18 protein-coding genes are annotated in these 18,837 nt (G+C 70.9%); 7 read left to right on the top strand and 11 right to left on the bottom strand.

What is annotated here, in order from left to right:
- The coding region (locus V6V89_RS31795) for an ABC transporter permease (RefSeq protein ID WP_334623236.1) at positions 1-763 on the top strand (763 nt) is incomplete at its 5' end.
- Entirely contained in the window at positions 763-1,782 is a 1,020-nt protein-coding gene (locus tag V6V89_RS31790; RefSeq protein WP_334623235.1) for an ABC transporter ATP-binding protein, read from the top strand. The genes V6V89_RS31795 and V6V89_RS31790, both read left to right, overlap by 1 nt.
- Positions 1,783-1,823: 41 nt before the next feature.
- Here V6V89_RS31790 and V6V89_RS31785 read toward each other — a convergent pair whose 3' ends face one another.
- The 4 genes from V6V89_RS31785 to V6V89_RS31770 all read right to left on the bottom strand — a co-directional run bounded on the left by V6V89_RS31785 (position 1,824) and on the right by V6V89_RS31770 (position 5,438).
- Complete coding sequence (locus V6V89_RS31785) at positions 1,824-2,114, bottom strand: DUF6582 domain-containing protein (protein ID WP_334623234.1); 291 nt, start codon at positions 2,112-2,114, stop codon at positions 1,824-1,826.
- 89 nt (positions 2,115-2,203) lie between these two features.
- On the bottom strand, positions 2,204-2,980 hold the full coding sequence (locus tag V6V89_RS31780) for an ABC transporter permease subunit (protein WP_334623233.1): 777 nt from the start codon (positions 2,978-2,980) through the stop codon (positions 2,204-2,206).
- Positions 2,977-4,506 (bottom strand): ABC transporter permease subunit, encoded by a 1,530-nt coding sequence (locus V6V89_RS31775; protein ID WP_334623232.1) that lies wholly within the window; start codon positions 4,504-4,506, stop codon positions 2,977-2,979. Before V6V89_RS31775 ends, V6V89_RS31780 begins: the two co-directional genes overlap by 4 nt.
- Complete coding sequence (locus tag V6V89_RS31770; RefSeq protein ID WP_334623231.1) at positions 4,503-5,438, bottom strand: ATP-binding cassette domain-containing protein; 936 nt, start codon at positions 5,436-5,438, stop codon at positions 4,503-4,505. The genes V6V89_RS31775 and V6V89_RS31770 overlap by 4 nt, the downstream gene beginning before the upstream one ends.
- Positions 5,439-5,621: 183 nt before the next feature.
- Between V6V89_RS31770 and V6V89_RS31765 the strand changes: the two genes are divergently transcribed.
- The 4 genes from V6V89_RS31765 to helR all read left to right on the top strand — a co-directional run bounded on the left by V6V89_RS31765 (position 5,622) and on the right by helR (position 10,043).
- A complete protein-coding gene (locus tag V6V89_RS31765) occupies positions 5,622-6,284 on the top strand; it encodes a response regulator transcription factor (protein WP_334623230.1) in 663 nt (220 codons plus the stop codon).
- Entirely contained in the window at positions 6,281-7,411 is a 1,131-nt protein-coding gene (locus tag V6V89_RS31760) for a sensor histidine kinase (RefSeq protein ID WP_334623229.1), read from the top strand. The genes V6V89_RS31765 and V6V89_RS31760 overlap by 4 nt, the downstream gene beginning before the upstream one ends.
- Positions 7,412-7,735: 324 nt before the next feature.
- Complete coding sequence (locus tag V6V89_RS31755) at positions 7,736-7,888, top strand: hypothetical protein (protein ID WP_334623228.1); 153 nt, start codon at positions 7,736-7,738, stop codon at positions 7,886-7,888.
- 10 nt (positions 7,889-7,898) lie between these two features.
- On the top strand, positions 7,899-10,043 hold the full coding sequence (helR, locus tag V6V89_RS31750; protein WP_334623239.1) for an RNA polymerase recycling motor ATPase HelR: 2,145 nt from the start codon (positions 7,899-7,901) through the stop codon (positions 10,041-10,043).
- A 108-nt stretch (positions 10,044-10,151) separates the two neighbouring features.
- Here the strand turns inward: helR and V6V89_RS31745 are convergent, their stop codons facing one another.
- From V6V89_RS31745 to V6V89_RS31720, 6 genes are all read right to left on the bottom strand, one after another.
- Positions 10,152-11,756 (bottom strand): cellulose binding domain-containing protein, encoded by a 1,605-nt coding sequence (locus tag V6V89_RS31745; protein ID WP_334623227.1) that lies wholly within the window; start codon positions 11,754-11,756, stop codon positions 10,152-10,154.
- A 143-nt stretch (positions 11,757-11,899) separates the two neighbouring features.
- Positions 11,900-12,460, bottom strand: a complete 561-nt coding sequence (locus V6V89_RS31740; protein WP_334623226.1) for a GNAT family N-acetyltransferase — start codon at positions 12,458-12,460, stop codon at positions 11,900-11,902.
- Positions 12,450-14,009, bottom strand: a complete 1,560-nt coding sequence (locus tag V6V89_RS31735) for an ABC transporter ATP-binding protein (RefSeq protein ID WP_334623225.1) — start codon at positions 14,007-14,009, stop codon at positions 12,450-12,452. Before V6V89_RS31735 ends, V6V89_RS31740 begins: the two co-directional genes overlap by 11 nt.
- Positions 14,006-14,842, bottom strand: coding sequence for an ABC transporter permease (locus V6V89_RS31730; protein ID WP_334623224.1), 837 nt, complete (start codon positions 14,840-14,842; stop codon positions 14,006-14,008). Before V6V89_RS31730 ends, V6V89_RS31735 begins: the two co-directional genes overlap by 4 nt.
- Positions 14,839-15,825 (bottom strand): ABC transporter permease, encoded by a 987-nt coding sequence (locus V6V89_RS31725; protein WP_334623223.1) that lies wholly within the window; start codon positions 15,823-15,825, stop codon positions 14,839-14,841. Before V6V89_RS31725 ends, V6V89_RS31730 begins: the two co-directional genes overlap by 4 nt.
- A complete protein-coding gene (locus tag V6V89_RS31720; protein WP_334623222.1) occupies positions 15,818-17,347 on the bottom strand; it encodes an ABC transporter substrate-binding protein in 1,530 nt (509 codons plus the stop codon). The genes V6V89_RS31725 and V6V89_RS31720 overlap by 8 nt, the downstream gene beginning before the upstream one ends.
- A gap of 242 nt (positions 17,348-17,589) precedes the next feature.
- Here V6V89_RS31720 and V6V89_RS31715 point away from each other — a divergent pair, with 242 nt between their 5' ends.
- Positions 17,590-18,303 (top strand): AbfB domain-containing protein, encoded by a 714-nt coding sequence (locus V6V89_RS31715; protein ID WP_334623221.1) that lies wholly within the window; start codon positions 17,590-17,592, stop codon positions 18,301-18,303.
- Here the strand turns inward: V6V89_RS31715 and V6V89_RS31710 are convergent.
- The gene (locus V6V89_RS31710) at positions 18,293-18,835 is read right to left on the bottom strand and encodes an SAM-dependent methyltransferase (RefSeq protein ID WP_334623220.1); all 543 of its coding nucleotides are present in this window, start codon (positions 18,833-18,835) and stop codon (positions 18,293-18,295) included. The two genes, V6V89_RS31715 and V6V89_RS31710, sit on opposite strands and share 11 nt — an antisense overlap.
- Between the last annotated feature and the right edge of the window lie 2 nt (positions 18,836-18,837).

Genomic DNA, 18,837 nt, shown 5'->3' with positions numbered 1-18,837 from the left:
CGCCGGGCGGCCGCCGATCCGCCTCCCGCTGCGCGCGGCCCGCTGGCCGGCCGCGGCCGCGCTCGCCGCCGTCGCCGCGCTGGCCTTGGGGGTACCGGCGGCGAGTCTCGCGCGGCGGCTGGCCGAGGGTGTGTCGCGGCCCGGGTCGCTGACCGAGATCGCCACCGCCGCCGGCAACTCCCTGGCTGTCTCCCTGTCCGGCGCGCTGCTCACCATGGTGCTGGCCCTGCCCGTCGGGCTGCTGACCGCACGCGCACCCGGTCCGCTGGCGACGCTGCTCGACCGGCTGACCTACGTCGCGCACGCCCTGCCCGGCGTCGTCATCGGGCTGTCGCTGGTGTTCTTCGGCATCAACGTCGCGTACCCGCTGTACCAGAGCGTCTGGCTGCTCGCGCTGGCGTACGCGACGCTGTTCCTGCCCCTGGCCGTCGGCGCCGTCGCGGGCGCGGCGGCCCAGTCGCCGCCCGCCCTGGAGGAGGTCGCCCGATCGCTCGGCCGGGGCCCAGCCAGGGTCTTCCGCACGGTCACCCTGCCGCTGACCCTGCCCGGCATCGCCGCCGGCGCGGCGCTCGTGTTCCTCACCTGCATGAAGGAGCTGCCCGCGACGCTGCTGTTGCGCCCGACGGGCATGGACACCCTCGCCACCGAGCTGTGGACGCACACCTCCACCGCCTCGTACGCCGCCGCCGCGCCCTACGCCGCGCTGCTGGTCGGCCTCGCCGCGGTGCCCACCTGGTTCCTGAGCGTCCGGGGAGGCGTGTGATGCTGTCGGTCGCGGACCTGCGCAAGTCCTACGGAGACGTGGTCGCCCTCGACGGCGTCGACCTCGACGTCCCCGCCGGCACGCTGGTCGCCGTGCTCGGCCCGTCCGGCTGCGGCAAGACCACGCTGCTGCGCTCCGTCGCCGGTTTCGAGCACGTCCACGGTGGATCGATCGCCGTGAACGGCCGCCGGGTCGCCGGGGCCGGCCTGCACGTGCCGCCGCACCGCCGCCGCGTCGCGGTCGTGCCGCAGGAGGGCGCGCTGTTCCCGCACCTGAGCGTGGCGGCCAACGTCGGATTCGGGCTCGACCGCACGGCCCGCCGCTCCGGCCGGATCGACGAGGTACTGGAACTGGTCGGGCTGCCCGGATACGGCGACCGGATGCCACACCAGCTCTCCGGCGGCCAGCAGCAACGCGTCGCGGTGGCCCGCGCGCTCGCTCCGCGCCCGCCGCTGGTGCTGCTCGACGAGCCGTTCAGCGCCCTCGACGCCGGGCTGCGCGGCGACGTACGCCGCGACGTGCGGCAGGCCCTGCACGCCGACGGCGCCACCGCGCTGCTGGTCACCCACGACCAGGGCGAGGCGCTGTCGATGGCCGACCAGGTCGCCGTCATGAACGCCGGCCGGATCATCCAGTACGGGCCACCCGCCGCCGTGTACCGGGAACCCGCCAACCAGTGGGTTGCCGGCTTCGTCGGCGAGGCCGTACTGTTGCCGGCCACAGTGGACGATGCCGGGGCGGCGACCGCGCTGGGCCGGATCGCGCTGCGCGGCCCGGCGCGGGAGGGCCTCCACATCGTCCTGCTACGCCCCGAGCAGTTGCGGATATCGGCCAACGGCGGCGGCGTGGCGGCCACCGTGGTGCGGCACGACTTCCACGGCCACGACGCGCTCGTGCAGCTCCAGCTCTCCGACGGCACCCGGGTGACCGCCCGCGTCCTCGACACCACCCCCGCGGTTACCACGGGCGACGAGGTGACCGTCACCGTCCGTGGCCCGGCCCACACCTTCCCCGCCTGACGCCTACCGGAGACCGCGTCTGTTCGAGCGAAGGTTTGTCCCTACTGGGCGGAGTTCGGGGTATGGGGGCGCTTGCCCAGCTGGTGCCAGTCGGTCTCCGCGACGTCGACGTCGTAGTGCTTGGCGGCCGCCAGGATGTTGGCGAAGGCCAGATCGCGTTCGGCGTCGGTCACGTCCTGGACCTGATCGAACCTGGCGAGCGCGTTGCGCACGTGATCGGCGTCGGTAAGCGGTTCCTTACGCTTGTCCGGGAATGCGAACACCGAGTCCGGTAGGTCCGAACGCTGGGTGAGCTCGCCGTGCTTTTCCTTCGCTTTCCACGTGGTCCTCATGGTCGGAGACCTACCCGGCTCCGGCACGACGAAACCGTGCATCCCGCACATACCCATACCGGCTCCAGCGCTGGCGTCGCTGGGTAGCTCTAGGCGTCGCGCATGCGTAGCAGCAGGCCGCCGGCCACGAGCGCGGCCGCGGCCCACCCGGCGGTGACGCCAAGACCAGCCCACGGGCTGAGGGGCAGGCTGTGGAGATCGGTGGTGGCCTGGATGGCGAGCCCGGCGCTCATCGGTCCTATCTGCTCTAGCCGGCGCTGCCAGTGCGGATCGCCGATCACCTGGGAGACGATGGGGAGAAGGTAGAGCAGGCCGAGGATGATCCCGATGCTGGTCGCGGAGCTCCGGACGATGGCGGCGATGCCGAGGCTGAGCAGGGCGATCAGGGTCAGGTAGAGGATCGACCCAGCGGTCGCGCGCAGTGTTGGCCCGTCGGTGAGGGACAGGGCCGGGTGGCCGCGGGCAGCGGTGAAGCCGTGGCCGGGCAGGATGAGCCGCCCGGCCAGCAGCGATCCGAGAACCGCGGTGGTTCCGGCGACGGCTACGACGCCGGTGAGTGTGATGGCCTTGGCCGCGAAGACGGTGGTCCGATGCGGCATCGCCGTCAGAGTAGTGCGGATCATGCCTGAGCTGTACTCGCCGCTGATGACCAGCACGGCCACGATGGCGGCCAGCGCCTGGCCGAGCGTGACGCCGATGAGGCTGAGCTTGGTCATATCGCCGCCGCAGCCAGCGGGCACGCAGGTCACCACCGAGGTCGCCCCTGCGCTGAGGGCCACTGTCGCCGCGATCATGCCGAGCAGCAGCCACAAAGGACTGGCGACGGTCCGTATCTTCGTCCACTCCGCGTGCAGGGCTGATCTCATGCGTCCCTCCTGTGCATAAGGAAGGCTGCTACGGCCAGGCTGACCACCGCGTAGCCGGCCAGTACGGCGAGCCCGGCCCACGGCGCCAGCGGGTAGTAACCGTTGTACGGCGTGTAGGGGTTTGCGACCTGGGGGTACTGCACAAGCGTCTGCTGGACGGCGAAGGCCGCGGCCGGCGTTACCCGGGTCAGCCAGTTCGCCACGCTCACCGGCATGAACGGGTTGGCTATCAGGAGGTAGGGCAGCACGATGGCCACGATGACGGTGGTGACCGCGCTGGCGCTGTTCCGGATGATGGCGCCGACGGAAAGGGCCAGGATCGAGGCGGTCGCGAGCAGCGCCGCGGTTCCGAGTGCCACTCGCAGTTCGGTCGAGTAGGTCACCGGGAACAGGTACACGCCGTTGGCCCGGGAGAGCCGCTCGCCGAGCGGTACCGCGAGGACCGCTCCCGCCAGCCCGGCGACGAAGGTGACGGCTCCCAGCACGATTGCCTTGGCCAGCAGCACCCGGCCCCGTCTCGGGCTGGCGGCCAGGGTGACGTGGATCAGGTTCCTCCGGTATTCCGTGGTGATGAACAGCGCCCCCACGACGATCACCGCGATCAGCGCGGCGAACGTGCCGGTGAGGATGTCTTTGAGGGTGCCGGCAGCCGGCAAGGAATAGCGGGCGGCGGGCGCTATGTCGCCGGCGCCGGTCACCGTGAACCGGCCGCCGGACTGGGTGAACGAACCCGACCTATTGCCCGGGAAGCCGGCGAAGGTGGGTGAGTGGGCTCCGATCTGCTCACCGGTCCACTCGCCATCGGTCCAGCCCCCTTGGAGACGAAGGTCCCCGAAGGCGGCCGTCGACACGCTGCTGGTCGTGCCCCGGCCCTCCACGGCCTGCGGAGACGCGACGAACAGCCCGACCTGCACGGTCGATCCCAGCCCGCTCACCTCCGCGGCGCCCACCTTGGCCCAGTTCGTACCGTCGGTGGAGGCGTAGCCGGTGATCGTGTCGCCCGAGCGGTCCAGCCGCAGCCAACGGGGCGACTCGGCGGAGACCGGGCCGGGGGGTCCGGCCGTGTCGTTGACGTAGTTGTCCTGCATCCTTACGCCGTGGCCGCTGGTGGCCATAATCGCCGCGTAGGGTGATCCCGGACGGGTGCTCTGCTTGACGATGAGCCCGGCCTTCGCCCACGGCACGATGCCGGGCCGCAGGTCCTCGAGGCCCTTGGGGATGCTGCTTTCGAGCGCGGAAACGGCGACAGTGATGCTGCCGTCTTCGGCCAGCGGCTGGTGCACGAAGTAGAAACTGTCGGTAACCGGTTCACCGCCCGGTCCGATCGGAACGGGTGGTGAGCCCTTCTGATTGCTGCTGACCCCGGTGAGCAGGGCGACCAGCACCACCAGCAGTGCCGCCACCACCGTGCCGGTCACCCATCCCGGAACCGTCCGGAACTTGGTCCATTCCGCGTGCAGTAGCTGGAGGAAGCCGTCTCGCCCGACCCGTTGGCGGGGCCGGTGAGGCGTAACGGTCGGGGTCACCGTGATACCTCCGCGGGCGTCGCGGCGCGGAACTCGACCGCCTCGCGGGTGAGCTCCAGGTAGACGTCTTCCAGCGTGGCGCGGTGTGCTGACACCTCGGAGAACGGCACCGCGCTCTCGTTGAGCAGTGTCACGATCCGATCCGCGGGCAGGCCGGAAACGGTGATGGTGTCGCGGCCGGTGGCCGCCATGGTCGCGCCGGCGCGCGTGAGCACCGCCATCGCCTGGGTGCCGGCCGTGGTCCGCAGGGCCACCCGGCCCCCGGAGGCGGCCGCGATGAGGTCGGCCACTCCAGCGTCGGCGATGGCCTTGCCGCGCCCAACCACGACGAGATGATCGGCGGTGTCCTGCACTTCGCTCATCAGGTGGCTGGACACCAGGACAGCGCGGCCCTGAGCGGCCAGCGACCGCAGGAAGCCGCGCATCCAGATGATGCCATCCGGGTCCATGCCGTTGAACGGCTCATCGAGCATGATGATCGGCGGGTCGCCCAACAGGGCCGCGGCGATCCCGAGCCGCTGGCGCATGCCCAGCGAGTAGCCGCCGGCCTTGCGCCGGGCCGCCGAGGTCAGGCCGACCTGCTCGATCACCTGGTCTACCCGCCGCGCGGCCAGGCCCTGTGAATGCGCCAACCAGAGCAGGTGGTTACGAGCACTCCGGCTCGGGTGCAGCGCCGCCGCGTCCAGCAGTGAACCGACGTGGTTCAGCGGGTGCCGAAGGCGGTGGTAAGGCTTCCCGTCGATGAGCGCGGTGCCCTCATCGACCGCGTCCAGGCCAAGGATCACCCGCATCGTGGTGGACTTGCCGGCCCCGTTCGGCCCCACGAAGCCGGTCACCACAGCCGGACGGACGGTCAAGGACATGCCGTCGAGGGCCAGGGTGGCCCCGTACCGCTTGCGCAGTCCGGCGACGACGATCCCCGGGGCGCTCATCGCGGCGAGCTCACGCTTAGAAATGGACTCATGCCGGCAGTTGTACGCGGCACCCGGTTCCAGCCCGGTCGCAGCGGCTGCGACCCTGCTGCAACCTGGGGTCTGGCATCGTCAAGGCATGGCACCTCGTCCCGGCGGCCGGTTCGGCCCGCCCGCCCGCACAACGACCAGCGGTGACCGGCGGTGAGGGTCCTCGTCGTAGAGGACTTCGAAGTCCTCGCCCGCTCCATCGGAACCGGGCTGCGCCGCGAGGGCATGGCCGTCGACGTCGTCCTGGACGGGACCGACGCCCTCGACCGCCTGGCCGTCACCCGCTACGAGGTGGTGATCCTCGACCGCGACCTGCCCGGCGTCCACGGGGACGAGATCTGCCGACGACTCGCCAACGACCGCTGCGACGTCCGCGTGCTGATGCTGACCGCTGCCGACACGATCGAAGACCGCGTCAAGGGGCTCGGTCTCGGCGCGGATGACTACCTGCCCAAGCCGTTCGCCTTCGCCGAACTGGTCGCCCGGGTCCGGGCACTGGCCCGCCGGGCCACCCCGCCGCTTCCTCCCACCCTCTCCTGCGGGGACATCACCCTGGACCCGGCTCGCCGGGCGGCGTTTCGCGCCGGCCGGCGTCTCGAGCTCAGCCCGAAGGAGTTCGCGCTCCTCGAATGCTTACTGGGCTCGCCTGGCCTGGTCCTGCCCGCCGAGGAACTGCTCGAACGAGTCTGGGACGAAGCGGCCGACCCTTTCACGTCTGCGGTCAAGCACACCATGCACCGGCTGCGAGCCAAACTCGGCGACCCGCCAGTGATCGAGACCATCCGCGAAGGCGGCTACCGGATCGGGCCACTATGACCAACCCCCAGCCGCTCCCCAGACGATCCCTCCAGGCCCGGCTGGCGCTCTCCTATGCCGCGGGCATCTACGGCGCCGGGATCGTGGTTCTCGCCATCGTCACCGTCCCGCTGGCCGGCATCCAGTCAACCACTCCCGCCCACAGCTCAGCGCCAGCCACAGTCACCGGCACCGGGGACGGGATCGGCCCGCACCAGCTCCTCGTCGGCTCCGCCATCGCGCTCGCCATCCTCATCCCCATCGCCCTGGCTGCCGGTTGGTTCGTCGCCGGCCGCTTCCTCAGGCCCGTGCGGGCGATCACCGCCACCGCCACCGCCATCTCCGCCGGAAACCTGCACCAGCGCCTCAACCTTGGCGAGCCCGCCGACGAGCTGACGGAACTGGGTTACATCCTCGACGATCTCTTCGCCCGCCTCGAAGCCTCCTTCGACGCCCACCGACACTTCGTCGCCAACGCCTCCCACGAGCTACGCACTCCCCTGGCGGGCCTGCGTACCCTGCTCGAAGTCGCCCTCGCAGACCCCGACGCCGACGCCGACACTCTGCGCTCGGCCTGCCAGGAGGCCCTCGCTCTTGGCGAACACCAGGAACGGCTCATCCAAGCACTGCTCGCTCTGGCCACCAGCGAGCGCGGCCTCACCCGCAGGGACACCCTCGACCTCGCCCAAGTCGCCACGGGAGTGCTCGCTTCCCGCCGCGACCAAGCAACACGGCGAGGCATCGTCCTCACCGAACACCTAGCGCCCGTGGTGACGGCCGGGGACCCGAGGCTGATCGAAAGCCTCATCACCAACCTCATCGACAACGCCATCCGCCACAACTACCCAGACGGGCACGTAGAGATCACCACTCAAGCCTCCGGCACGGAGGCGACCCTCACGGTCATCAACAGCGGGCCAGTCATCCCCGACAACCAGATCCAGCGCCTCTTCCAACCCTTCCAGAAACTGGCGCCCGACCGTCACAGCCGCCGCGACGGCTACGGTCTCGGCCTCGCCATCGTCAACGCCGTCGCCCAAGCCCACCACGCCACCCTCACCACCAGCGCACGCCTCGAAGGGGGCCTGGCCATCACCGTGCGGTTCGCACACCCATCTCACCCAAACCCCCACTCTCACAGGCCCTAGCGAACGGTCTCCGCCATTCATCGGCTTGGTCCGCGCCTGCCAGATCCCGGCGAACGGCGTCGCTTGCGATGGCCTCTGCCTGGGAAGTCGGCCCCGTGGGGAGGTCGGCTCGTCGTGGCGTGCGCAGTCGTCTGCGGGCACTGTCTTTGGCCGAAATGGAAAAGAGGAAAGGAGATAAACACTTCCCTCCATTTAAAAGATATACCGCATCGTGGGGCTTGCGGCAAGACCCGGGTCGTGACGCAGAATCGTCGGCCTAGGCCAGGTAGCTGCGGAAATGTTTGCCGCACAATGGCCGCCCCGCCCCTTTACCAAGGAGAACTGATGACCGTTCGCCCCGCGCCGAGTACGGCCGGGACCCAGGCGGCGACCGCACCGGACGACAAGGTGCCGGTCGAGCAGCCCGGGCGGATGTCGCACGCCGAGGTGATCCAGGCGCTCTCCCGGGAAGCAAGCGACCTCACATCGGAGCGATGACGTGAATCACCTGACCGCCAGCGTGTTCGACCTTCCCGACAACCTCTCCCCCAAGGCCGACCCCGCGCTGATCGCCCGCGACGAGCAGCACTTCGCGGCGATCGCGGAGAGCATCGAGCAGGTGACGGCCGAGCTGTCCGACCGGCTCGATGCCGCGCGCAAGGCACCCGGCGGCAAAGGCCGACAGGCGCTGGACCGGGACCAGGAGGTCCGCCGGCTCACCGCTCGCCTGCGCACCCTGCGTCGCTTCAGCGTGGACCTGTGCCTCGGACGCATGGTCAGCGCGGACGCCCCGGAGCCCGTCTACATCGGACGGCTTGGTCTCACGGACAGTACGGGTCGTCGCCTCTTGCACGACTGGCGATCTCCCGCGGCTGAGCCGTTCTTCGCCGCGACCCACGCCAACCCGATGGGTCTTGTGAGCCGCCGCAGGTACCGCTGGACCCTCGGCCGGATCAGCGACTACTGGGACGAGGTATTCACCTCGGACGGGTTCGAAGGGCACGCCGCGCTCGACGACCAGTCCGCCTTCATCGCCAGCCTGGGCAGCAACCGGTCGACCCGGATGCGGGACGTGCTCGGAACCATCCAGGCCGACCAGGACGCCATCATCCGAGCGGGATCCCGAGGCGCTCTGGTCGTCGACGGCGGGCCGGGTACCGGAAAGACCGTCGTCGCCCTGCACCGCACCGCCTACCTGCTCTACTCCGACCCGCGTCTTGGTCACCGCCGGGGTGGCGTGCTGTTCGTCGGCCCTCACCAGCCCTACCTGGCCTACGTCGCCGACGTGCTTCCCAGCCTCGGTGAGGAGGACGTGCAGATCTGCACCCTACGGGACCTCGTCGCCGAGGGAGCCGCGGCCGCTGTCGAGACCGATCCGGAGGTGGCCGCGCTGAAGTCGTCGGCAGACCTGGTGCACGCCATCGAGGCGGCGGTCAGGTTCTACGAGGAGCCGCCCACCAAGGGCATGAGGCTCGCGACCGAGGAGTCCGACATCTGGCTGAGCGTCGACGACTGGGCCCAGGCCTTCGACGCGGCAGAACCCGGTGCCCCGCACAACGAGGCGCGCGACCTGATCTGGGAGGAGCTGCTCACGATCCTGTTGGACAAGCGCGGCGGTGACGAACCAGCTGACCTGCTGCGCATGTCGCTGCTGCGAAACAAGGAGCTACGCACGGCCTTCAACCGCGCGTGGCCGATACTCGAAGCTGCCGACCTCGTCGCAGACCTGTGGTCCGTGCCCGCGTACCTGCGCAAATGCGCTCCCTGGCTCGGCCCCGACGAGGTCCGGAAGCTACAGCGCGCGGACGCGCAGGCGTGGACTGTATCCGACCTGCCGCTGCTGGACGCGGCCCGGCAGCGGCTCGGAGACCCGGAGGCGTCACGGCGTCAGCGTCGGCGCGACGCCGCGCTCGCCACCCAACGCGCCTACATGGACAGGGTCGTCGACGACCTGCTCGAGGCCCATACTCATGACGACGGCGAAGGTCTGCTGATCATGTTGCACGGAAAGGACATGCGGGACTCCCTGGTCGACGAGACGGTATCGCCCGCCGCCGCGCCGGACCGACTCGCCGGCCCGTTCGCGCACGTCGTCGTGGACGAGGCTCAGGAGCTGACCGACGCCGAGTGGCAGATGCTGTTGCTCCGTTGTCCTTCCCGGAGCTTCACCATCGTCGGAGACCGCGCCCAGGCCAGGCACGGGTTCACGGACTCCTGGCAGGAACGGCTGGAACGGATCGGGATCGACCGGATCGACCTGGCCTCCTTGAGCATCAACTACCGGACACCGGCGGAGGTCATGGCGGAAGCCGAGCCGGTCATCCGGGCCGTGCTCCCGGACGCCAACGTGCCGACCTCGATCCGCAGTAGCGGCGTCCCCGTCGTATACGGATCCACTTTGGAGCTGAGCTCGATCCTCGACACCTGGCTCGCCGCCCACGCCGAGGGGATCGCCTGCGTCATCGGCGATCCCACGTTCCAGTCGACGTCCCGCGTCCGATCGCTGACGCCGGAGCTGTCGAAGGGGCTGGAGTTCGATCTGGTCGTCCTCGTCGACCCGGAGACGTTCGGAAACGGGATCGAAGCCGCGGTCGACCGCTATGTCGCGATGACCCGGGCGACCCAGCAACTCGTCATCCTCACAAGATCCTGAGGTGTGGTCACTAGCCCGACATCCGGATTTCATCGTCTGGGTGGTCGGGCTCACAACTGGCGCGTGGGGAGGTCGGCCCCGTGCCGACCTCCCCACGTCAGGGAGGTGTCAGGCGGTGCAGGTGATTGGCGATGGCACCGTGGGGGTGCCGGTGACGGTGGCCTGGAAGCCGACCGTGACGGTGCCGCCAGCCGGGATCGTGGCACCGAAGCCGGTGCCCGTAGCGGTGGCCGCCGTGCCCACCTTGGTGACGGTCACGCCCCAGCTGTTGTAGACATTCTCGTTACCGGTGAAGGTCCACTGCGCCGTCCAGCCATTGATCGGCGACGCGGTGGTGTTCTCCACGACCAGGTTGACCTGGACGTTGCCGGGCCAGGTGCTGGCGACCACGTAGTCGACCTCGCACGAGGCCGGGCTCGGGCCCGACGAACGATACGCGGCGATGCCGGCGGCCCTGGCTCCCATCACCGCGCTGTTGTTGCGGGAGCCGGCAATGCCGGTGGTCCAGCCGTTGACGGTCACGTTCGGGTTCGAGAAGTACGGAATCCGAGTACAGGTGGTGCACCCGTTGGCGGCGTTGGCGTACGCCATCACCGTGCGGAGGTTCTCGGCCGGCCCGACGTGGGCGAAGGCCTGCGCCCCGCACGGGTTCGACGTGACGTTGGCCGGGTCGTGGTGGGCGCACATGTTGTGCCCGACCTCGTGCGGGAAGGTCAGGTTGCTCACCGCGCAGGCGCCGTCGGTCAGCGAGTAGGCGTCCAGTTCGGCCGGGTTGCCGCTGGTCGGCAGGTAGCCGACGCCGCAGACCGACGTCGCGTCGGTGATGACCGAGACGAGGTCGGCGCTGTTGGCGTCCCGCTGGGTGTGCACGTTGTCCACGATGCCGTCGGTCTTGCCGCGGATCCTGGAAAGGTAGGTCTGCTCGTCGGTGGTGCCGTCGGTCGCGTTCGGCGTGTAGCCGAGATCGACGATGTTGGTCAGCGCCAGCTGCTGGTCGATCTGCGAGTTGGCGTAGGTCATGTTGCTGACGTTGACCATCTCGATGATCTCGGACTCGATGGCGGCCACGCTGCCGAACATGGCCTGCGCGGTCTCGTCGAAGGCGACCATGATGTCGATCACCGACGTCGCCAGCGTGCTCGAGCCGGCGGGAGCGGCCGCGGGTGCGTTCGCGGCCTTCCCGCCCTGTGACACCGGCAGGGCCTCGTTCGGGAACATGCGGCCGTCCTCGAACACGAGGTGCCGGCCGCCGCCCAACGGCTCAATGCCGTACTTGGCGGTGCCCTTCCAGAGGACCACGTGCATGTCGCCGCCGATGAGGGTGGCGACCGCCGCTCCGCTATCGCCACCGGCCGAGTAGGTGCTCGACGACCTACCACTGATCGCGGCGCCCTTGCTCAGCGCCACAGTGGTCTTCAGGTCCACGGTGACGTCGTCGAACAGCTCGATCGCCACCGACTCCGCGGCGAACGACGGGGAGAGCCCGGCGGCGTCGATGTCGACCGTCCGCACCCGCTTGGCGTCACGCACGATCTCCGCCAGGTACGGAGACAGCGGGGACGCCATCACCGACGCAGGGGCGTCGTCGAACGCGATTTCCGCCGACGTACCGGCGACGGGCTCCGCCCAGGTGGCGGCCGCTGGGGACGGAGCGGCCGCAGCGGGCCCGCTCAGGCCGACCAGACCGCTGCCGACCAGGGCGGCTCCCGTCATCGCGACGCACATTCGCCTGACCCTGTGTTTCTGGTTGGAAAGCAACCAACTACCTCCGGTCGAGTCGAGCCGTGGGACCGCTCCCATAGCTCTCACAACCGTGCCGTGTAAAGCTTGCAGAACTCTTACAAAGTGATTAACCGTCAGGTCCCCGCGTCGAGCGGAAGTTCGAAGTGGATGGTCTCGAAGCGCGGGTCCCGCTCGTTGGCGTCGCCGCGGGCGTCGTGAACCTCCACGACCGGCAGCGACCGCCAGAACGCCTCCGCCCCGGGGACGCGGGCATTGGTATGCAGGTAGACGGTGCGGTAGCCGCCGTCGCGGCGGGCGAAGTCGAGGCAGGCGGCGACGAGGCGGCGGGCCAGCCCGTGGCGGCGGTGTCCGGGCCGGGTCGCTACCCGCAGCAGCTGCGCGACGCGGGCACGGTCGGCGTACCGGGCGGCCAGCCAGGCGGCGTGCGGCGGGCTCTGGGGACCGCCGACGCGAACAGCCGCCGTGGCCACAACATCCGACGCTGTCACGGCGACGAACATGGCCTGCCGATCGTTGTCCACATAGGTCTCCAGCATGCGGTCCAGGTCCCAGTGCCACTGAGGCGTGTACCCGTACCCGAGGTCACGCTCGGCGACGTCGAGGACGAGGTCACGGGCGGCCTGGAGGTCCTCTCCGGTGACGGCGCGACGGACGAGGTAGCGGTCAGCGGTCATGCGGTTCCCCTGTCGGATGACATGCGATCAATGCTCGGGTGAGCGGGTGTGCTCCGTCGTCGCGTATCGCGGCCGCGGGCAGGTCCTCGACGATCCGGCCGGCGTCGAGCACCGCGATGCGGTGGCAGAGTGCCTCCAGAACGTAGAGGTCATGCGATATGACCAGCGCGGCCATGCCCTGCTCGCGCACCAGGTCGCCCAGGAGGTCGAGGATGCCCCGGCGCAGCGGCGCGTCCAGCGCGGTGACCGGTTCGTCCGCGACGAGCAGCCGGGGCCGCACCGCCAGGGCGCGCGCGATGGCGACCCGCTGGCACTGGCCGGTGCTCAGCTCACCCGGCCGCCGGTGCGCCAGCCCTGCCAGGCCGACCCGGTCCAGCAGCTCGTCGGCGCGCGCCCGCCGCTGCGCCCGGGTGCCGATCCGGTGGGCGTCGAGGGGGTCGGCGGCCAGCTCGCGGGCGGTTCGCCAGGGGTTCAGTGAGGCGCGCGGGTCCTGCGGCACGATCTGCACCAGGCGGCGCAGCGGGCGCCAGCGGGCCTCGGCCGGTGTCCGGCCGGCGATGCGCAGTTCGCCGCCGTCGGGTCGCTCCAGGCCGATCAGGCAGCGCAGCAGCGTGGTCTTGCCGGCGCCGCTGCGTCCGGCGATGCCGACCACCTCACTGTCGGCCACGTCCAGGTCGACACCGTCCAGCACGGGTCCGGTGCCGCGGTACCGCTTGCGCAGCCCGCGCACCGACAGCACGCCGGCACCGGTGCCCCGACGTGTCGCCGGGGCGGCGGCGGTCCGCGGACGGGCCCCGTCGACGAGCCGGCGGGTGGCCTCGTGTCGCGGCGCGGCGAGCACGTCCGCGGCCGAGCCGGCCTCGACGATCCGTCCATCGTGGAGCACGGTGACGTCGTCGGCGAGCCCGGTGGCCAGAGCCACGTCGTGGGTGACCAGGACGACCGCGGTTCCGCCGCCGGCCATCTCTCGAAGCGTCGCGGCGAGCCGCGCCCGGGCGATGCCGTCCAGGGCGGTGCTCGGCTCGTCCGCCAGCAGCACGCTCGGGCGAGGGGCCACGGCCAGGCCGACGCCGAGGCGTTGTGCCATTCCGCCGGACAGCTCGAAGCAGTACCGGGAGGCGACCGCGCCAGGATCGGCGAAGCCCGCCGCGCGCAGCACCTGCTCCATGCGTACCCGGTCGGGAGCACCGCCGGCCAACCGGTCCGCCTCCCGGACCAGGGAGGCGACCCGCCGCAGCGGGGTGAGCGCCTGCGCCGGATCCTGGGCGATCAGGCCGACGTGCCGGCCGTGTACCCGTCGCCACGCGTCCGGTGTGGACAGCTCGATCTCGCCGCCGGCGGTACGCAGCAGCAGCCGCCGCGCCGACACCCGCCCGGGCGCCGGAACCATGCCGATCAGGGCGCGCAGCAGGGTGGACTTGCCGGATCCGCTCGCACCGAGAACCACGTGCACCCGCCCGGCGCTCAGGTCGAGGTCGATGCCGTCGAGCACCGGACGCTCGGCGTAGGCGACGGTCAGCGCGGAGACCGACAGCACCGGGGCCGTCACTCGGGCACCGCCTGACCGGCGCGGTCCAGCATGTCCCGCAGCCCTTCGGCCATGCAGGTCAGGCCGAGCACGGTGGCCAGTACCGCGATGCCGGGCGCCAGCACCAGGTGCGGCGCCGACCACAGCGCGGCCCGCCCTTCCTGGAGCATGGCCCCCCACTCGGCACTGGGTGGCTGCGCGCCGAGCCCGAGAAAGCTCAACCCGGCCACCACACCGATCAGCTGGGCGGCCTCCACCGCTGCCAGTACCAGCACCGGTCCGCGCAGTCGCGGCCACACCTCGTACCGCAGCAGCCGCCAGCGGCCCGCGCCGAGTGCCCGCGCGGCCACCGCCGAGGGCTCGGACAGAGCCGTGCGCACCAACGATCGGGACAGCCGGGCGAACGGTGCCCACAGCACGATCAGCACGCCGGCCAGCGCGGTGCCCAGCGACGGCCCCCAGAGCCCGACCAGCGCCAGCGCCACCACCATCACCGGAAACGCGACCAGCAGGTCGAACAGCTGCCGCGCGAGCCGGTCCACGATCGACCCCAAAGCGGCGACGGCGGCGCCGACCAGAGTGCCGACCGACACCACGAGAGCCAGCGCGCCCGCCGTCGCCAGCAGTGTCGTCCGTCCACCGTGGAACACCCGGGCGGCAAGGTCGCGGCCGAACCGGTCGGTGCCGAGCCAGTGCTCGACGCTCGGTCCGGCCAGGGCCGGTCCGACGCCCTGCGTGGCCGGGTCGTAGCGGGAGATCAGCGGTGCGGCCACGGCCAGTGCGACCACGAGCCCGACCAGCACCACACCGACCGCGAACAGGCCGTACCCCGTGCCCCAGCGCGTTGCTCTCACGCCACGCCCTCCGCCGCGTGTGCCACGCGCGGGTCCAGCAGGTGCTGGAGCACGTCCACCGCCCGGTTGACGACCACCACGACCACGACCACGAGCAGCAGGTACGCCTGCACGACCGGATAGTCCTTGGCCGAGATGGCCGCCACCGCGTACTCCGAGACGCCCGGCCACGAGAAGATCACCTCCGTGATGACCGAGGCGGCCACCAGACTGGACAGGGTCAGCCCGGCGAGGGTCAGCAGCGGGGCGAACGCGGGCCGCGTCACGTGCCGGAACGTCAGCCGGGCCGGTGACGCGCCTCGGGCCCGTGCCGCGAGCGCGTACGGACGGCCGTACTCGCTGATCAGCGACGCCCGCAGCAGCCGCGCCACGACCGGCATCGCGCCCACTCCCAGCACCAGCGCGGGCAGCCACAACCGCCGCCAGGACGCCTCGCCGGCCACCGGGTATCCGACCCATTCGGCCGCGTACCGCAGGCCGAGGCTGCCCAGCAGGAACGTCGGCACCGCCGTCGCTGTCAGCGACAGCAGCCGCAGCGCGTGATCGACCGGACCGCCGGGTCGGCGGGCGGACAGCAACGCGACCAGCCAGGCGCCGGCGAAGGCGACCAGGAACCCGGCACCGCCGAGCGCCGCACTGGCCGCGAGCCGCTCGCCGATCTCGTCGACCACCGGCCGCCCGGTGCGAAACGACGTGCCCAGGTCCAACCGCACCACCCGCTCCAGCCAGCGCACGTACTGCTCCGGGACGCCGCGGTCCAAGCCGAGCTCTCGGGCTCGTTGCGCCCGCGCGACCGCCTCCTCCTCGGGGCTGAGCAGGGCGCTGGCTCCCGACTCGCCGAACTCGACGTCGACTGCGTCGCCGGGCGCGGCACGGACCAGCGCGAACACCAGCACGGAGGCGACCAGCAGCAGCCCGGCCGCGGTGGCTACGCCACGCGCGACGACGGCGGCCGCGCGGGTCCAGGCTCGCCGGTCAGCCAAGGGTCATCGTCGGCTGGACGATGTTCTCGTACTGCAACGGGTGCGCCACGAACCCCGTCACGTTGTCCGAGATGCCGGTCGCCAGTACCCGTGGGTGCACCGGGATCGACGGCGCCAGCTCGACCATGAGCTCGTTCAGCTCGTAGACGGCGGACGTGCGCTGCTCCTGCCCCGCCGCGCTCGCCGCCTGCGCCAGCAGTCCGGCGATCCGCGGATCGGTGTATGCGCCGTGGTTGGCCGCGCCGCCCGGCCCGATCTGCGCGGCGATCAGCTTCGCGGTGTCGCCGAGCGTGGTCCACGCCTGCGTCACCGCATCCCAGTCACCCTTCTCGATCGACTGGTTGATCAGTGAGCTCTCCACGTTGCGGACCTGCACGTCGATGCCGAGCCGCGCCCACTGCGCCTGCAACACCTCGCCGGAGGCGGCCTCCGCCCCGAAGGTCAGCAGCCGCAGGGCCAGCCGCTTGCCGGCCTTGGCGCGCTTGCCGTCCGACCCGACCGTCCAGCCCGCCTCGTCGAGGAGCCGCTCGGCCGTGGCCCTGTCGAACCGGACGTATCCCTGCGTGGCGGCGTCCGGAAACGCCGGGTTGGACGCCAGCCAGCTCGGTGCCGGCACGCTGAGCCCGTTGGTGGCCAGGTCGACCACCTCCTGCCGGTCCACGCCCCATGCGAGGGCCTGGCGGACCCGCCGGTCGGCCAGCGCCGGGGCGGCGGTCGAAGCCGGGTTGAGGTACACGGTGACGGTGTTGGCGGCCGGCTTGGCTATCAGTGACATGCCCGGCGCCGCCTCCAGCTCCTTGGCCCGGTCGGTCGGCAGGTCCTGCACGATCTCCGCCTGCCCCGAGAGCGCGATCTGCGCCCGCGCCTGCGGGTCGCCGACCTTGCGCACCTCGACCCGCGCCAGGCCGGGCGTGCCGCCCCACCACCGCTCGTTGCGCTCCAGCACCATCCGCCGGTCCGACTCGAAGCCGGTGATCCGGTAGGGGCCCGTCAGGTCCGCCGCGTCCGGGTAGCTGGACACGTTGTGGATGACCAGCTGGTAGTGGCTCAACGCGTACGGCAGGCTGTGCGACGGCTCCTTGGTGGTGAAGGTGACGGTCCGGTCGCCTGTCGCGGCGACGGTCACGTCCTTGAGCAGCCCGGCGGCGAGCGTGTTCTCGCTGCGGGCGCGCTCCATCGACGCCACCACGGCGGCGGCGTCCACGGCGCCGCCCTTCCAGAAGGTGACGTCCGGCCGCAGCGTGGCCGTCCACACCGCCGGCGAGGTCGCCTCGACCTTCTCGGCCAGTTCCGGCGCAACGGTGCCGTCGGCTCGGGTCCGCATCAGGCCCTCCGCCGCACCGACCGAGCGCAGGTACGAGGCGCTCAGCTCCGCCACTGGATCCACGCTGGCGGCCAACGCGCTGGTCGCGACCCGCAGCGTCCCGGAGCCGTCCTGGTCCGCGGCGGCCTCGTTGCCGCATCCAGCCAGCAGCAACGCCGCGGCCGCCGCCGCGCCAAGCTTCACCCTCGCACCCGTCATCGCCGAACTCCTCGCCCGCACTCGATCTCAGGGCACGAGGTATACCATCAGTTGGTAATGGTTTTCAATTGCAGGTCACGTTGATCACAAGCGGCAGAAGACGCGCGCCATGGCCGCGCCGATCGCGGCGCTGGCGGACACATCAACGCCGTCCCCGCCGCAGGGTCACGTAAGGGGATCTTGAGGATGCCCCGCGCCGCCTTCCTTCACTACACTTCTGGGTCCGGGAGGTGACGACACGGATGAGTACGGACCCGCCCGCGACCGGGACCGTCTACGGCCGCGGCGCCGCCACGGCGAGCAGCCAGGAGTTGGGGCTGCTCGAGCGGCTGCACCCTGCCATCACCGCGGCCATCGCCGCCGCGGTGATCGGTGTATCCGCGCTGGGCTACATGATGTGGCGAAGCGTGAGCGCCGCGGAGCCCTCGGCCGCCGCCGGACCGCCGACCCCCGGCGCGGCCCCGCCGCCGGCGCCGTCCGCATCACCGTCGCCTTCGCCTTCGCCGACCGGCGTGACGTTGAGCGCCGGTACGTGGTCCCTGGAGTCCGCCGACCAGTCCGGTTCGTATGTGAGCCGCGCGGATGGTCTGGCCGTCATCGACCCGGTCGACGCGGACAGCGACGCAGAGGATCGACGGGAAGCCTCCCTCGTCGTACTGGCTGGTCTCGCCGACTCGTCGTGCTTCACCTTCCGCACCGCCGACGGCCGGTACCTGCGTCACTACGACTTCCGCCTGAGGTTCGACGAATCGGACGACTCCGCCCTCTTCCGCGAGGACGCCACGTTCTGTGCCGGGACGGGATCCACCGCCGACGCGGTGACACTGCGCTCGCACAACTACCCGGACCGTGTCATCCGCCATCGGCAGTCCAAACTCTGGCTCGACCGACCCGACGGTTCCGAAGGCTTCGCCAGCGCCAGTTCGTTCACCGTCCGGTCCCCACTTACCTCCTGACGCTCGGGCGCGCTTCTGCCTTGAGGCACACCAGAGCCATGGAGCGGCTGGTCGTGGCCATCGACACGGTTGTCGTGAAGCCGTGCTCGTTGAGGAAGGGCGCGATCCGGTCGGCGATCGCGGCGGCTCGCGAGGAGTCCGGCGGCTCGTAGAAGAGGTACATGGCCCCGCCGGGCGTCAGCAGCCTCCTGACGCGGTCGAGCTCGGTCTTGGACGACCGCACCCAGAACAGGTTCACGTTGATCGCGAAGACCTTGTCGAACCGCTCACCATCGAGGTTTGCCGCGTCCAGGGCGGCGGCCTGGAATACCACTTTGCCGGCGGCGACGTTGGCCTCGTTGCGCTCCTCGGCGATCTTGATCATCGTGATGGACCGGTCTATCGCGGTGACACGACCACCGTCCAGCCGCTCGCAGATCAGCGACACCGCGCTGCCGCGACCGCAGCCAATCTCGAGTATCCGGTCGGTGGGGCGGATCCCCATCGTCTCGACGGCCCATCTGACGCGCTCTGGGATGACTTTGACCGGCACGA

The organism is Micromonospora sp. CPCC 206061 (assembly GCF_036906915.1).
Lineage (GTDB): Bacteria > Actinomycetota > Actinomycetes > Mycobacteriales > Micromonosporaceae > Phytohabitans.
This window is presented reverse-complemented; position numbering and strand designations above follow the sequence as displayed.

Bases quoted from the DNA above. Each gene is read 5' to 3' on its own strand.
- V6V89_RS31715 (WP_334623221.1), top strand. From the start codon at position 17,590: ATGAGTACGGACCCGCCCGCGACCGGGACCGTCTACGGCCGCGGCGCC.
- V6V89_RS31720 (WP_334623222.1), bottom strand. From the start codon at position 17,347: ATGACGGGTGCGAGGGTGAAGCTTGGCGCGGCGGCGGCCGCGGCGTTG.
- V6V89_RS31785 (WP_334623234.1), bottom strand. From the start codon at position 2,114: ATGAGGACCACGTGGAAAGCGAAGGAAAAGCACGGCGAGCTCACCCAG.
- V6V89_RS31760 (WP_334623229.1), top strand. From the start codon at position 6,281: ATGACCAACCCCCAGCCGCTCCCCAGACGATCCCTCCAGGCCCGGCTG.
- V6V89_RS31740 (WP_334623226.1), bottom strand. From the start codon at position 12,460: ATGACCGCTGACCGCTACCTCGTCCGTCGCGCCGTCACCGGAGAGGAC.
- V6V89_RS31790 (WP_334623235.1), top strand. From the start codon at position 763: ATGCTGTCGGTCGCGGACCTGCGCAAGTCCTACGGAGACGTGGTCGCC.
- V6V89_RS31770 (WP_334623231.1), bottom strand. From the start codon at position 5,438: ATGAGCGCCCCGGGGATCGTCGTCGCCGGACTGCGCAAGCGGTACGGG.
- V6V89_RS31745 (WP_334623227.1), bottom strand. From the start codon at position 11,756: ATGACGGGAGCCGCCCTGGTCGGCAGCGGTCTGGTCGGCCTGAGCGGG.
- V6V89_RS31780 (WP_334623233.1), bottom strand. From the start codon at position 2,980: ATGAGATCAGCCCTGCACGCGGAGTGGACGAAGATACGGACCGTCGCC.
- V6V89_RS31755 (WP_334623228.1), top strand. From the start codon at position 7,736: ATGACCGTTCGCCCCGCGCCGAGTACGGCCGGGACCCAGGCGGCGACC.